Source organism: Dorea hominis, assembly GCF_014287705.1.
In the GTDB taxonomy this organism is placed as follows: Bacteria; Bacillota; Clostridia; order Lachnospirales; family Lachnospiraceae; genus Dorea_D; species Dorea_D hominis.
This window is the reverse complement of record NZ_JACOOY010000019.1, coordinates 40,094-55,394: the sequence shown is the minus strand read 5'-3', so window position 1 is coordinate 55,394 and position 15,301 is coordinate 40,094. Positions and strand designations below refer to the sequence as shown.

The 15,301-nt window shown below is 43.1% G+C and carries 15 protein-coding genes and 1 pseudogene; 15 read left to right on the top strand and 1 reads right to left on the bottom strand.

The features are described 5' to 3' along the window. Positions 1-20 precede the first annotated feature (20 nt). On the top strand, positions 21-1,199 hold the full coding sequence (locus tag H8S07_RS12765; RefSeq protein WP_021861308.1) for a phosphoribosylaminoimidazolecarboxamide formyltransferase: 1,179 nt from the start codon (positions 21-23) through the stop codon (positions 1,197-1,199). Between the two features lie 91 nt (positions 1,200-1,290). Further along, on the top strand, positions 1,291-2,685 hold the full coding sequence (locus H8S07_RS12760; protein WP_117538390.1) for an NAD(P)/FAD-dependent oxidoreductase: 1,395 nt from the start codon (positions 1,291-1,293) through the stop codon (positions 2,683-2,685). Here the strand turns inward: H8S07_RS12760 and H8S07_RS12755 are convergent. Then, positions 2,675-3,214, bottom strand: a complete 540-nt coding sequence (locus tag H8S07_RS12755) for a TetR/AcrR family transcriptional regulator (protein ID WP_021861310.1) — start codon at positions 3,212-3,214, stop codon at positions 2,675-2,677. The two genes, H8S07_RS12760 and H8S07_RS12755, sit on opposite strands and share 11 nt — an antisense overlap. Positions 3,215-3,333: 119 nt before the next feature. On the opposite strand from H8S07_RS12755, the gene H8S07_RS12750 reads away from it, so the two are divergent. The 13 genes and pseudogenes from H8S07_RS12750 to H8S07_RS12690 all read left to right on the top strand — a co-directional run bounded on the left by H8S07_RS12750 (position 3,334) and on the right by H8S07_RS12690 (position 15,077). Then, positions 3,334-4,197, top strand: a complete 864-nt coding sequence (locus tag H8S07_RS12750) for a DegV family protein (protein ID WP_021861311.1) — start codon at positions 3,334-3,336, stop codon at positions 4,195-4,197. A 1-nt stretch (position 4,198) separates the two neighbouring features. Then, positions 4,199-4,324 (top strand): annotated as a pseudogene (locus tag H8S07_RS12745) (LysR family transcriptional regulator); the annotation flags it as partial. A 267-nt stretch (positions 4,325-4,591) separates the two neighbouring features. Continuing rightward, positions 4,592-5,929 (top strand): MATE family efflux transporter, encoded by a 1,338-nt coding sequence (locus tag H8S07_RS12740; protein ID WP_118288799.1) that lies wholly within the window; start codon positions 4,592-4,594, stop codon positions 5,927-5,929. Positions 5,930-5,966: 37 nt separating this feature from the next. Then, complete coding sequence (gene eno, locus H8S07_RS12735; protein ID WP_118288777.1) at positions 5,967-7,316, top strand: phosphopyruvate hydratase; 1,350 nt, start codon at positions 5,967-5,969, stop codon at positions 7,314-7,316. An 86-nt stretch (positions 7,317-7,402) separates the two neighbouring features. After that, positions 7,403-7,648 (top strand): preprotein translocase subunit SecG, encoded by a 246-nt coding sequence (secG, locus tag H8S07_RS12730; RefSeq protein ID WP_021861314.1) that lies wholly within the window; start codon positions 7,403-7,405, stop codon positions 7,646-7,648. Positions 7,649-7,740: 92 nt separating this feature from the next. Further along, positions 7,741-9,888 (top strand): ribonuclease R, encoded by a 2,148-nt coding sequence (gene rnr / locus H8S07_RS12725; RefSeq protein WP_186856148.1) that lies wholly within the window; start codon positions 7,741-7,743, stop codon positions 9,886-9,888. Then, positions 9,881-10,351: an SsrA-binding protein SmpB gene (smpB, locus tag H8S07_RS12720; protein ID WP_021861316.1), complete on the top strand. Its 471-nt coding sequence runs from the start codon at positions 9,881-9,883 to the stop codon at positions 10,349-10,351. The genes rnr and smpB overlap by 8 nt, the downstream gene beginning before the upstream one ends. Before the next feature lie 22 nt (positions 10,352-10,373). Continuing rightward, complete coding sequence (locus H8S07_RS12715) at positions 10,374-10,613, top strand: hypothetical protein (RefSeq protein ID WP_186856147.1); 240 nt, start codon at positions 10,374-10,376, stop codon at positions 10,611-10,613. 57 nt (positions 10,614-10,670) lie between these two features. Then, positions 10,671-11,348 (top strand): response regulator transcription factor, encoded by a 678-nt coding sequence (locus tag H8S07_RS12710; protein ID WP_117538396.1) that lies wholly within the window; start codon positions 10,671-10,673, stop codon positions 11,346-11,348. Further along, complete coding sequence (locus tag H8S07_RS12705; protein ID WP_021861319.1) at positions 11,349-12,833, top strand: sensor histidine kinase; 1,485 nt, start codon at positions 11,349-11,351, stop codon at positions 12,831-12,833. It begins immediately after the preceding gene. A gap of 96 nt (positions 12,834-12,929) precedes the next feature. Continuing rightward, positions 12,930-13,535 carry an imidazole glycerol phosphate synthase subunit HisH gene (gene hisH / locus H8S07_RS12700; protein ID WP_186856146.1) on the top strand — a complete coding sequence of 202 codons (606 nt, stop codon included), beginning with the start codon at positions 12,930-12,932 and terminating at the stop codon, positions 13,533-13,535. Between the two features lie 15 nt (positions 13,536-13,550). Beyond that, on the top strand, positions 13,551-14,312 hold the full coding sequence (gene hisF / locus H8S07_RS12695; protein WP_186856145.1) for an imidazole glycerol phosphate synthase subunit HisF: 762 nt from the start codon (positions 13,551-13,553) through the stop codon (positions 14,310-14,312). A gap of 96 nt (positions 14,313-14,408) precedes the next feature. Continuing rightward, positions 14,409-15,077 carry a uracil-DNA glycosylase gene (locus tag H8S07_RS12690; protein WP_021861322.1) on the top strand — a complete coding sequence of 223 codons (669 nt, stop codon included), beginning with the start codon at positions 14,409-14,411 and terminating at the stop codon, positions 15,075-15,077. Positions 15,078-15,301: the final 224 nt, after the last annotated feature.

Sequence of the window (15,301 nt, the reverse complement as noted above, 5' to 3'; positions counted from 1 at the left end):
GAAAAGTCAGGAGTGTAAACATGAAAGAATTAGAATTAAAGTATGGTTGTAACCCGAATCAGAAACCATCTAAGATCTATATGAAGAATGGAAAAGATCTGCCGATCCAAGTGTTAAACGGACGTCCGGGATATATTAATTTCCTGGATGCGTTTAATGGATGGCAGCTTGTAAGTGAGCTTAAGAAAGCAACCGGACTTCCGGCAGCAACTTCTTTTAAACATGTATCACCGGCAGGCGCTGCCGTAGGTCTTCCGCTGAGCGATACACTGGCTAAGATTTACTGGGTAGATGATCTTGGAGAGTTGTCTCCGCTAGCAAGTGCTTATGCAAGAGCAAGAGGAGCAGACCGTATGTCTTCCTTCGGTGATTTTATTTCGCTGTCTGATGTGTGCGATGTAGATACTGCAAAGCTGATCAAGAGAGAAGTGTCAGACGGTGTGATCGCACCGGGCTATGAGCCGGAAGCACTGGAGATTTTAAAAGCAAAGAAAAAAGGCAATTACAATGTTATCCAGATTGATCCGGATTATGTACCGGATCCGATGGAGCACAAAGAAGTATTTGGAATTACTTTTGAGCAGGGACGAAATGAATTAAAGATTGATGATGATTTCTTTGCTAAGATTGTGACTGAGAATAAAGAACTGACAGAGCAGGCAAAGATCGATCTTGCGATCTCTATGATCACTCTGAAATATACACAGTCAAATTCCGTATGCTTTGTCAAAGACGGACAGGCAATTGGTATCGGAGCAGGACAGCAGTCACGTATCCACTGCACACGTCTGGCAGGTCAGAAAGCAGATAACTGGTGGTTAAGACAGTCTCCGCAGGTAATGAATCTTCCGTTTGTAGATGGAATCCGCCGTGCAGACAGAGATAATGCGATCGATCTTTACATTGGTGAAGATTATATGGATGTACTTGCTGACGGGGCATGGGAGAATATTTTCAAAGAAAAACCGGAAGTATTTACAAGAGAAGCGAAGAGAGAATGGCTGGATAAGCTGACAGATGTATCACTTGGTTCGGATGCCTTCTTCCCATTTGGGGATAATATTGAACGTGCCCACAAGAGCGGTGTAAAATACATTGCACAGCCGGGTGGTTCTGTACGTGACGACAATGTGATCGATACATGTAACAAGTATGATATGGTAATGTCGTTTACAGGCATTCGTCTGTTCCATCACTAGATCCATTACCAGAACAGCCGGGGAGCTCTCACCGGCTTGTTCTGTGCCACAGGAGTGTTGCACGAATATAAAACCAGGAAGGTGAAAATGATTGAATAATCAATATGATGTAATTATTATAGGAGCAGGTCCGTCAGGAATTTTCTGCGCCTATGAACTGACGCGGCAGAAACCGGATCTGAAAGTCCTTATGCTGGAAAAAGGAAGATCTATAGAAAAGCGACAGTGTCCGAAGCGTAAGACGAAAGTCTGCGTGGGATGTCAGCCGTGTTCCATCACAACCGGATTTGCAGGAGCAGGAGCATTTTCCGATGGAAAATTATCGCTGTCACCGGATGTCGGCGGTACACTGCCGGAGATTTTAGGATATGAGAAAGCAGAAGAACTGATTCATGAGGCAGATGATATTTATCTGAAATTCGGAGCAGATAAGAAGGTATACGGCATTGAAGACTATGAGGCAATCGAAGCAATTCGTACTAAAGCAATCCGTGCGAATCTGAAGCTGATCGAATGTCCGATCCGTCATCTGGGAACGGAAGAAGGTTATAAGATTTATACAAGACTGCAGGAACATCTGATAAAGAGCGGTGTTGAGATAAAATTTATGACAATGGTGAAGAATATTCTGGTAGAAGATGGCGTTGCAAAAGGCGTGCTCACGGAGCAGGGAGAGGTGTTCTATGCACCGGAAATTGTAGCCGGAATCGGTCGTGAAGGTTCTGAGTGGTTTTCACATATCTGTAAGGAACATGGCATCGATACCAAGAATGGTACAGTAGATGTCGGTGTTCGTGTGGAAGTGCGTGATGAGATCATGAAGGAACTTAATGAGAAACTGTATGAAGCAAAGCTTGTATACTATACACCAACCTTTGATGATAAAGTGCGTGTATTCTGTACGAATCCGTCAGGAGAAGTTGCGACAGAATATTATGATGACGGGCTTGCCGTTGTAAACGGACATGCTTATAAATCAAAAGATATGAAGACAAAGAATACGAACTTTGCACTTCTTGTATCCAAGAATTTTACAGAGCCGTTTAAATCACCAATCGAATATGGTAAACATATCGCACAGCTTGGCAATATGTTAAGTGACGGTAAGATCCTGTTACAGAGATACGGAGATTTCCGCAGGGGAAGAAGAACAACAGAAGAGCGTCTTCACCGTAACAATATTACGCCGACACTGAAAGATGCAGTGCCGGGAGACCTGTCACTGGTATTTCCACACAGAATCATGGTTGCGATTGACGAGATGATCCAGGCACTTGATAAAGTAACACCGGGTATTGCGTCGGATGAGACATTGCTGTATGGCGTGGAAGTGAAGTTCTATTCCAATAAAGTTGTAGTTGGACAGGATTTTGAGACCAGCATCAAAGGATTACGTGCGATGGGAGACGGTGCTTCCATTACAAGAGGACTGCAGCAGGCATCTGCGAATGGTCTGTGGGTAGCGCGCTGTATCCTTAATCAGTAGTCAAAGAAAGAAGAATCTGTACGATTTCATCGACAGGTTCTTTCTTTTTTCCTTTTTCCCATTCGATGAATGTATTTAAAAGTGCACCTGCGTAAAAATACAGTTCATAGATAGAACCGGAGTAATAAGGAGCGACATAAATACGCATATAGTCATTGATGGCATTAATCATAAGGGAGTACAAACCGGCTTTTTCCAATGTCAGAAACAGAGAAGTGTACTGATCAAAATAATGCAGTGCCTGACGGATCGATGTCTCACGGCGAAGCATGACAAGGGTAATGTCTTTCGGGCAGACTTCCTGATAACCGTCAATGACTTCCTGCAGATAGTTGCCGAGAGCTTCGGTTTTATCTTTGAAATAGTGGTAAAAAGTCATGCGGGATACGCCGGCAGTTTTTACAATGTCGGAGATGGTAATGGAATCAAAGTCTTTTTTGTAAACAAGAGCAATAATCGCTTCTCCGATACACTGTCGGGTAAAACGTGTCCGCTTTGTATATTTTCTGGAAAATAATTTTCGTGTCATGAGAAGGCTCCTTTCTTACACTTTCACGTCTTTTGTAAATTGTATCACAGATATGTATGAGATACAATTAAATGTAGTAATAAAAACTACGTGATAAAGATGAAGGGAAATTATTTAGAATGAGCAAGATTGTGATTTTAGCCGAGACGGGTTCGGATATAACAGAAGAAGTGGCGAAAGAATATGGGATAAAATTAGTGCCGATGCACGTCTCCTTTGGAAAAGATACGAAGGATGACGGAACATTTCCGGCAGAAGAAATCTATGCGTATTATGAGAAGACCGGTGAGTTGCCACGGACAAGTGGAAGCGTACCGGAAGATTTCCGGCGTGTAATCGCAGAAATCAGAGAGGAAGATCCGGAGTGTGAGCTTTTATATCTGGCATATTCAGCAGTGACAACCTGTTCTTACCAGAGCGCCCAGATTGCAATTGATACAGATGATATTGAAAGAATTGCCTGTGTGGATACAAAACATGTGGCAGCAGGTCAGTATATGGTGGTGGTTGAAACCGCAAAAGCAATTAAGGCGCATCCGGAGTGGACACTTTCTGAGGCGAAAGAAGCGGCGGAGAAGATTTCAGCAAGTGTACATATGTGTTTTATACCTGATACATTGAAATTCTTAAGAGCAGGCGGAAGAGTCAGCAATGGTGCGGCAATTGCAGGAGAGTTGTTAAAACTGCATCCACAGATTGAGATCCTGGATGGATATTTGCAGGCAACGAAGAAGCATCGTGGCAAAATGAAGAAGATTGCAGTAAAAGTAATCCCGGAATATATCAAAGAACAGAAACTGGATCTTAGTGAATTGTATCTGATCTGGTCTCCGGGAATGGATGAACATACAAAAGAAATTGCAGAAAATGCCGCAAAAGAGTGTGGTGTGAAGAAAATCACATGGGTGCGTACCGGGGGTGTGATCACCTGTCACGGAGGTCCGGGAGCATTTGGCGTGGTAGGAATCTGCAGGGAAGGATAATATGACATTACAACATTTAAAATATATTCTTACAGTGGCAGAGAAAGGCTCGATCAGTGAAGCCGCGCGGGAATTGCATATTTCACAACCCAGCCTTTCCAGTGCGATCAAAGAAGTGGAGAAGGAACTCTGCTTTCCGGTAATTTCCGTATCATCAATGTTATGCTGTCTCTGACTCTGCTGGAATGTGTTGCCGGAATGTTACGTGTTTAAAAAAAGATGATTTTCACCTCGGGAAGATACACCGCTGGATCATGTGCTGGCCGGTTAAAGTGTGAACAAGTGATGCTGGTTTACAGAAGTAAAACAGAAGTGTTATACTTATTGCGGTATGAGTAATTGAAAATCTAAAGGAGAGGTGAATCAATTGAAAAAGAATAAATATGAAATTGATATGTGCAATGGAACCATTATGGACAAATTGATTTCTTTTTCTGTGCCGTTAATTTTGTCCGGAATCTTACAGCTTTTGTTTAATGCGGTAGATATTATTGTGGTTGGAAGATTCAGCGGAAGTCAGGCACTGGCAGCTGTCGGTTCAACAACAGCACTTATTAATATTTTTACGAATTTATTTATCGGAATATCACTTGGGGCAAATGTGCTCGCAGCAAGATTCTATGCAGCACAAAAAGATAAAGAAATGTCGGAAACGGTACATACAGCGATTATGCTGGCGCTTATAAGCGGTGTAGTAATGCTGTTTGTCGGTATCTTTTTTGCCAGAGGTGCGTTGGAACTTATGGGAACACCGGATGATGTTATCGGTCAGTCCACTTTATATATGCGGATTTATTTTGCCGGGATGCCATTTTTTATGCTGTATAACTATGGTGCGGCGATCCTTCGTGCAGTCGGAGATACAAAGCGGCCATTGTTGTTCCTGATCGTATCAGGTGTTGTCAATGCGTGTCTGAATCTTTTTCTCGTTATTGCTTTTCATCTGGGCGTTGCCGGAGTGGCAATCGCAACTGTTACTGCGCAGGGAATTTCCTGTGCGCTTGTGCTTCGCTGTCTGCAACGGTCACAGGCAAGTTATCAGTTACGTTTCAGAGATCTTAAGATCCGTGGCTGCTATGTGCAGCAGATTTTCCAGGTAGGACTGCCGGCGGGAATCCAGAGCACAGTTATTAATTTTTCCAACGCATTATTACAATCTTCGGTAAACTCTTTTGGTTCAATTGCAATGGCAGGGTATACAGCAGCCAACAATTTGTTTGGATTCCTGTATGTGTCAACGAACTCGATCACACAGGCATGTATGAGTTTTACAAGCCAGAATTACGGAGTCGGTAAATGGAAGAGAATGGATCGGGTACTGTTTGACTGTATAATCTTATCGGTTGCAGTTATGCTGATTCTTGGCGGTGGAATGTATTTCTTCGGACCGGAGGTACTGAAAATATATACAACGAATCCGCGGGTTATCAGTTGTGGAATGGAAGTTCTGACTTATACGACACTTACTTATTTTCTGTGTGGCATCATGGATCTCCTTCCGGGAGCTCTTCGTGGTATGGGATATTCATCTGTGCCGATGATCCTGTCAATCATAGGAACAGTAGGTACGAGAATTGTATGGATCTTTGGAATCTTCCCGAACCACCGTTCACTGGATATTTTATTTATTTCTTATCCGGTATCATGGATGATAACGATTGTGCTTCAGGTCATCTGTTTTTATTTTGTGCGACGGAAAGTTCATGCACGTCCGGGTGTATCAGAAACGTAAAACCGGTGCATAATATCCTCTGTAAGGAGGAAAAAACATGTACAAATATTTACCGATCACGGATTTGTACGCAAGAGAAATCCTGGACTCCAGAGGTAATCCGACTGTAGAAGTAGAAGTGCTTGCGGCGGATGAATTTTGTGGCAGGGCGTCTGTGCCGTCCGGTGCATCGACCGGGCGTTATGAGGTCGTGGAACTAAGGGATGGCAGGCAAAGGGAGAAGAACCTGGAAAAGAAACCGGGAATAAAACATACAAAAGAACGATACGGCGGTATGGGAGTGGAGCTGGCAGTAGACCATGTAAATTCCAGAATTGCACCGGCGGTGATTGGGATGAATGTTTTTGATCAGGCAGCAGTCGATGAGATGCTGAAAAAACTGGACGGAACGAAAGATAAATCCAATCTGGGAGCCAATGCAATGCTTGGAGTATCCATGGCAGTTGCAAGAGCGGCTGCAAATTCACTTGGCATACCGCTGTATTCATATCTGGGCGGTGTAAATGTGAAGATGCTTCCGGTTCCGATGATGAATATTATGAATGGAGGAAAACATGCCGACAATACGATCGATATCCAGGAATTTATGATCGTACCATCTGGAGCAGAGACATATAAGGAAGGATTAAGGATGTGTGCGGAAGTGTATCAGATGCTGAAAAAGATCCTGAAAGAAGAAGGATTAAGCACTGCGGTCGGTGACGAAGGCGGGTTTGCACCGAATCTTCCGGATGCCGGGACCGTGTTGGAATGGATGGAAAAAGCAGTGCGGCGTGCCGGATATGAACCGGGACAGCATATTACGTTTGCACTGGATGTGGCAGCGAGCGAACTGTATGATTCTACTTTTCAGAAGTATGTATTTGAAGGAGAAGGAAAGATGCAGGGGAAACCTTGCGTCCGGTCATCTGAGGAACTCATTGATTATTACGAAGAGCTTCTGGAACGTTTTCCGATTGTATCGCTGGAAGATCCACTGGACGAAGAAGATTGGGATGGCTGGGAACTGATTACGACAAGGCTTGGGCTTCATACACAGCTTGTGGGGGACGACTTGTTTGTGACAAATACGAAGAGGCTGAAAAAAGGAATCAGGAAAAAAGTTGCAAATGCGATTCTGATCAAAGTAAATCAGATCGGGACGCTAACAGAAGCGTTTGATGCGATTGAACTGGCAAAGCGCGCCGGATATCAGACAATCATATCACACCGATCAGGAGAAACTGCGGATACGATGATCGCAGATATTGCGGTTGCATTTCAGGCAGGACAGATTAAAACCGGAGCACCGTGCAGAATGGAGCGGGTAGAAAAATATAACCAGTTACTGCGGATTGAGGAACGGCTGGGAGAGATTGCACAGTATCCTACAAAAACGCGGAATTAATCACAGGAAAACCAGAAAATAAAGCTTGCGAATCTACCGCCTCTATGATAAAATATACATGGTTTATCCGCAGGAGGTGTAAAGGGATGGATATTTTAAAAACGATTTTAATGATTATATTTGCAATAGATTGTATCGCATTATCAGCTATCGTGTTGATGCAGGAAGGTAAGACACAGGGACTTGGTTCTATCGGAGGTATGTCAACAGACACATACTGGGGACAGAACAAGGGACGTTCTATGGAAGGAGCACTTGTAAGAGGTACGAAGATACTTGCGATTCTTTTTATTGTGCTGGCAGCAGTGTTGAATTTAAAAGTATTTGCGTAGATTGCAGATGATGAGAATGAATGGGTAGGGCACTCCTGTATGGGAGTGCCTTTTTTCTAATATTAAATGGATTTATGGAGGATTTGTAAGACGTGGATAAAACATTTGAAAAAAGAAAAAAGGTTGTGCACGATCTGATCTGTGACGATTTGTATACACCTATGAAATTTAAAGAACTTGCAGTCCTTCTGCAAGTTGCAAAAGAGGACAGAGATGCTCTTCGTATGATTCTGGAAGAGCTGGAAGAAGAAGGAAAAATATATCTTTCCAAGCGTGGGAAATACTGCAAAGGAGAGGCGAAGAAACTGAGAGGAAGATACCGTGCTAATCAGCGTGGCTTCGGCTTTGTTGTAGTAGAAGACGATCCGGACGATACGTTTATCGCTGAGGAGAATGCAGGTGGTGCGCTGGACGGCGATGTGGTTGAGTTTACGATTATCCGTTCTCCACAGGGGCGAAGTAAGGAAGGCAAGATCACAAAAGTTCTGGAGCATGAGCTTAAGACCGTCGTAGGGCTTTATCATAAGCGTAAAGGAAAAAGCTATGGATTTGTGCTTCCGGATAATTTGAAGATATTAAAGGATATATTTGTACCGGCGGAAAAGGATAAAAGTGCATTGGATGGACAGAAGGTTGTCGTGAAGCTTACTTCCTACGGGGATGACAGACATAAACCGGAAGGAGAGATTACAGAAGTTCTTGGCTATGCAAATGAGCCGGGAACAGATATTTTGTCGATCGCCAAAGGCTACAATCTGCCGACAGAATTTCCGGAGAAAGTGCTGAACCAGGCAGAGCGCGTGGCTAAGCCGGTCAGTGAGGCAGACCGCGTGGGGCGCAAGGACTTAAGAAACTGGCAGATGGTTACCATTGACGGAGAAGATGCGAAAGATTTGGATGATGCAGTTTCGCTTGTAAAAGAAGGAGAGAATTATATTCTCGGCGTTCACATTGCAGATGTGACAAATTATGTGCAGGAGAACAGTGCACTGGATCGAGAAGCCTTGAAGCGTGGAACAAGTGTATATCTGGCAGACCGTGTGATACCGATGCTTCCACAGACATTGTCCAATGGGATCTGTTCGCTGAATGCAGGAGAAGACAGACTGGCACTGAGCTGTATTATGACAGTCAGCCCGAAGGGTGTTGTGATTGATCACGAAATCACTGAGACGGTGATCCATGTAGACCGGAGAATGAGTTATACCAGTGTAAATAAGATCCTGACAGAAGAGGACGAGGAAGAGTGCAGAAAATACGAAGAACTGGTCCCGATGTTCAGACAGATGGAAACGTTATCGGGAATCTTAAGAGCACACAGAAAACAGCGTGGAGCGATTGATTTTGATTTTCCGGAAGCAAAAGTAATTCTGGATGAAAAAGGCAGACCGGTTGAGATTCGTGCATATGAGAGAAATGTGGCTACGAAGCTGATTGAGGATTTCATGCTGCTGGCAAATGAAACAGTGGCAGAAGACTATTACTGGCAGGAGCTGCCATTTGTATACCGTGTGCACGAAGCACCGGATGAGGAAAAGATGCAGGCACTTGCGCTGTTTATCAATAATTTTGGATATTCCATGCATCTTGGCGTAAATGAAATTCGACCAAAAGAAATACAAAAATTGCTTGGCAAAGTTGAAGGCACACCGGAAGAGCCAATGATCAGCCGTCTGGCATTAAGGTCTATGAAACAGGCAAAATATACACCGGAAAATGCCGGACATTTCGGGCTAGCAGCTTCCTATTATACCCATTTCACGTCACCGATAAGGAGATATCCGGATCTTCAGATCCATAGGATCATCAAGGATAATTTAAGAGGCAGGATGACACCGGAAAAACGTGCGCATTATGAAGCAATCCTTGAAGAAGTGACAAAACAGTCTAGTGAGATGGAGAGAAGAGCAGAAGAGGCAGAGCGTGAGACGGTCAAGCTGAAAAAGACGGAATACATGGAAAAACATAGCGGTGAATACTTTGATGGCGTGGTTTCCGGTATTACGAAGTGGGGCGTATATGTAGAACTGGAGAATACGATAGAGGGATTGGTACATGTCGTAAACATGACAGACGATCATTATGAGTATTATGAAGAACGGCATGAGATGGTCGGCATGCATACAGGAAAGACTTATAAGCTTGGACAGCGTGTGAGAATCTGTGTACTGGATACAGACAGATTCTTACGGACAATCGATTTCAAATTTGCAAGGGAAGGGGAAAAACAGGATGGCTAAGGCAAATGGCAAGATGATTGCCAATAATAAAAAAGCATACCATGATTATTTTATATTAGAGAATTTTGAAACAGGAATTGCGCTTCATGGAACAGAAGTAAAGTCCCTGCGTATGGGAAAATGCAGTATCAAAGAATCCTTTATCCGTATTGAAAACGGAGAAGTGTTTATTTACGGCATGCATATCAGTCCATATGAGAAGGGAAATATTTTTAATAAAGATCCGCTTCGTGTACGGAAACTTCTGATGCACAAATCAGAGATCAATAAACTGATCGGTAAGACAAAAGAAAAAGGAATGGCGATCGTGCCGCTCAAAGTTTATTTCAAAGGCAGTCTTGTAAAAGTAGAAATCGGTCTTGCCAAAGGTAAGAAACTGTACGACAAACGACAGGATATTGCGAAGAAAGACCAGAAGAGAGAAGCGCAGAGAGATTTCAAAGTGCGGAATCTTCGCGTATAGTGCACGAAAGGGAGGAACACGAATGGTACCGGTAAAAAAAGAAGATTTACGGAAAATGGTAACACAGAAGACGCTGGATACTTACGAAGATCTGACACCGCAGCTCATCCAGCTTATCGATCAGACGAAGCATGATGATTCTCTTTCAGAGGCACAGAAACAGGATGAGATTTCTCTTCATATGATGGGATATATCAAGTCCTGCACGAATGAGATCATTATTGAAGTACTTGCGGAGATCCTTGGAATACAGGAAGATTAATTCACAGAACAGACAAACTTTTTTGGTAGTATAAGATACAAAGAAGGAGGGTTTTTGATGGATAAGATCAAAATACTGGTAGTAGATGATGAGAGCAGGATGAGGAAGCTTGTAAAAGACTTTCTTGAAAGAGAAGGATTTGAAGTACTTGAAGCCGGAGACGGAATGGAAGCGATGGAGATTTTCTATGAAGAGAAAGAGATTGCTCTGATTATTCTGGATGTGATGATGCCGAAGATGGATGGATGGCAGGTATGCCGGGAAGTAAGACAGAGTTCCAAAGTGCCGATTATTATGCTGACAGCAAGATCGGAAGAGCGGGATGAACTGCAGGGATTTGATCTCGGGATTGATGAATATATTTCCAAACCGTTCAGCCCGAAGATCCTCGTTGCCCGTGTAGAAGCGGTACTTCGCAGAACACATGGCATAGATGCTTCTTCTGTAATGGATGCAGGCGGAATTGAGATTGACAAATCGGCACATATGGTCAAGATCGATGGCAAAGAGATCGACCTGAGTTTCAAAGAATTTGAATTACTTACTTATTTTGTAGAAAATCAGGGAATTGCGTTGTCCAGAGAGAAAATCCTGAACAATGTGTGGAATTATGATTATTTCGGAGATGCAAGAACGATTGATACGCATGTAAAGAAACTTCGGAATAAATTAGGCGACAAAGGCAATTATATCAAAACCATCTGGGGTATGGGCTACAAATTCGAGGTGGAATAGATGAAAAAACAGTCGATTAAAAGGCAGATGATTGCTGTATTTATATGCATGATCGTTTGTATGATTGGCGCAATGTGGATCACAAATGTACGTTTCCTGGAACCTTATTATGTAAGAAATAAGCAGACTGAATTTATCAAAATGTACAAGGAACTTCGTACGGCGATAAAAAAAGACAACATTACAGACAATACGGTATCTAACCGTATTCAGAAAATGGCAGAAAAGAATAATATATCATTTCTGGTGTTGGATAACAGGAATTCCGATTCGGATGATGTGAGTATTATAACGAATGTACATGATAAAGATCTGCTCCGGAAGCAGCTGATGGGATACCTTCTTAATCAGGCACAGAAAAATGGCAAAGTTCTTTTAAAGAAAAAGAATTATCAGATCCGGCAGACAAAAGAGCCGTGGACGCAGACCGAGTATATTGAAATGTGGGGAACATTCTCAGACGGTGAGACTTTCCTGATCCGGAGTCCATTGGAGAGTATCAAAGAAAGCGTACAGCTATCGAATCGGTTTCTCCTTTACATCGGAGCTGCTGCGCTTATTATCTGCGCAATTCTTGTATGGTTTTTCTCAAAGCGTCTGACGGCGCCTGTAAGAGAACTGGCTACATTATCAGAGAAGATGGCAAATCAGGATTTTGAAGCGAAGTATACCGGAGGAGGACCGAGTGAGATCGCGGAACTGGGCGAGAATTTCAACCAGATGTCGTGGAAACTGGAACGCTCGATTTCGGACTTAAAGAGTGCTAATAATAATTTGCAGAAAGACATTGAACAGAAAGAAAAACTGGAACAGATGCGTAATGATTTTCTGGGAAATGTATCCCATGAATTAAAGACGCCGCTGGCGTTGATACAGGGATATGCCGAAGGATTGAAGGACGGCGTGACCAGCGATCCGGAAAGCATGGATTTTTACTGTGATGTGATTATTGACGAAGCTAGCAAGATGAATAATATGGTTCGTAATCTGCTGACGCTTAACCAGCTGGAATTTGGCGATGAGGATATTACTTTTGAACGTTTTGATTTGACAGCAGTAATCAGAGGCGTGATCCAGAGTATGGATATCATGGCACAGCAGGGTAATGCTACGGTGAACTTCCGGCGAGATGAACCGGTCTATGTATGGGCAGATGAATTCAAAGTAGAACAGGTAATTCGTAATTATATGAGCAATGCTTTCCACCATCTGAACGGAGAGAAGATTGTGGAAGTAAAGATTTATATGGAGGAAAGCAGAGCGAAAGTAACAGTGTTTAACACAGGATCGCCGATCCCGGAAGAAGATCTTAACCATATCTGGGATAAATTTTATAAAGTGGATAAGGCGCATACAAGAGAGTATGGTGGTAATGGAATCGGTCTTTCTATTGTAAAAGCGATCATGGAATCCTTCCATCAGGAGTATGGTGTGAAGAATTATGAAAATGGCGTGGAATTCTGGTTTACACTGGATCGGAAGTAGGAAAGTTTCATATCGACAAGCTATAAGGGATGTGCTATTATTTTAACGTGGCAAAGTGATAAAATGGTAAAACGTACTGATTAGGAGTAAAAACATATGATAGCAATTATTGATTATGATGCCGGTAATATTAAAAGTGTAGAGAAGGCAATGATCCGTCTGGGACAGGATGTCTGCATTACAAGAGATAAAGAACGGATTCTTACAGCAGACAAAGTTATTCTTCCGGGTGTGGGAGCCTTTGGTGATGCAATGGGAAAGATTCATCAGTACGGACTGGAGTCGGTGATCCATGAAGTAGTGGAGAGAGGAACGCCGTTTCTCGGAATCTGTCTTGGCTTGCAGCTCTTGTTTGAACGAAGTGATGAGACACCTGGAGTGGAAGGACTTGGCATTTTGAAAGGTGAGATTTTAAGAATTCCGGATCACCCGGGACTTAAGATACCGCATATGGGTTGGAATTCCCTGGATTTTCAGAATGATGGAAGACTGTTCAAAAATCTTCCGGAACATCCATATGTATATTTTGTACATTCTTATTACCTGAAGGCGGCTGAGGAAGATATTGTAACTGCAACAACCGAATACAGCACACATATTCATGCATCGGTGGAAAAAGGCAATGTATTTGCATGTCAGTTCCATCCGGAGAAGAGCAGTGATATCGGACTTCAGATTCTGAAAAATTTTGTGGAATTATAAGCGGAGGTAGTTTAGATGCATACAAAGAGAATTATTCCATGTCTGGATGTAAATAACGGTCGGGTAGTAAAAGGTGTGAATTTTGTAGATTTGAAAGATGCCGGAGATCCGGTTGAGATTGCGAAAGCGTATGATCAGGCTGGAGCAGATGAACTGGTATTTCTGGATATTACGGCATCTTCCGATAATCGTGGAACGGTCATAGATATGGTGCGAAAAGTCGCTGAGAATGTATTTATTCCATTTACAGTTGGTGGTGGAATCCGTACCGTGGACGATTTTAAGGCACTTCTGCGCGAGGGAGCAGACAAGATTTCCATCAATTCTTCGGCAATCAATACACCGAATCTCATTTCTGAAGCGGCAGACAAGTTCGGAAGTCAGTGTGTAGTTGTTGCAATTGATGCAAAGAAGCGGGCAGATGGAAGTGGCTGGAATATATACAAAAATGGCGGACGTATAGATGTCGGCATTGATGCGCTGGAATGGGCACGCAAGGTAGAAAGCCTTGGAGCAGGAGAAATCCTGTTGACAAGCATGGATTGCGACGGAACAAAAGCGGGATATGATCTGGCACTTACAAGAGCCATTGCGGAAGCGGTAAATATTCCGGTAATCGCATCCGGTGGAGCCGGAACGCTGGAACATTTCTATGAAGCACTGACGGATGGAAAGGCAGATGCAGCACTGGCGGCTTCATTGTTCCATTATAAAGAACTGGAGATCAAAGAAGTAAAACAGTATCTGCGAGAGAAAGGCGTATCCGTGCGTTTGTAGGCACAGGAGCCGGACAGATGATATTGAATAATATATAGGAAAATACATAAGAAATGAAACTGCCATATAGCAGTAAGAGAAAAGAAGGAAAAGAGTATGTCTGCGATTAACAATGACTGGTTAGATGCGTTAAAAGGGGAATTTAAGAAACCTTATTATAAAGAATTATTTAATAAAGTGAATGAAGAATATCGGACGAGGCTTATCTTTCCGCCGGCAGATGATATTTTCAATGCATTTCATCTGACACCGCTCAGTAAGGTAAAGGTTGTAATTCTTGGGCAGGATCCGTATCATAACAACGGACAGGCACATGGACTTTGCTTTTCGGTGAAAAAAGGTGTGGAAGTACCACCGTCACTGGTGAATATTTATAAAGAACTGCACGATGATCTTGGATGCACAATTCCAAATCACGGATGCCTTACGAAGTGGGCAGAGCAAGGCGTACTTATGCTGAATACAGTACTGACTGTGCGCGCACATCAGGCAAATTCCCATCGCGGGATCGGCTGGGAAGAATTTACCGATGCGGCGATCATGGCGCTTAACAGTCAGGATCGTCCGATTGTATTTATTTTATGGGGCGCTCCGGCACAGCGGAAAGCCAGAATGCTTGATAATCCGAAGCACCTGATCTTAAAGGCACCGCATCCGAGTCCGCTGTCGGCATATCGTGGATTCTTCGGGAGCAAGCCGTTCAGCCAGACGAATGATTTCCTGAAGGAACATGGGATCGAGCCAATTGACTGGCAGATTGAGTAGGCGGAAGAAGTGATAGGAGAATGTTGATGCTAGAAGAGAAGAAGGCTCTCACTGCTGTTAGCGGCAGTGAGAGCCTTCTTACGAATATAAATCGTTACAATTTTCTTAATTTTCCGTGTATTTTGCTGCAAACAGTTGAAATGCCGGTTTTGTTTTGGCATAATATATCAGATGAGAGATGGTTCATATTTTCATAGGTTATGGATCTCTTGAATCGATGGGAG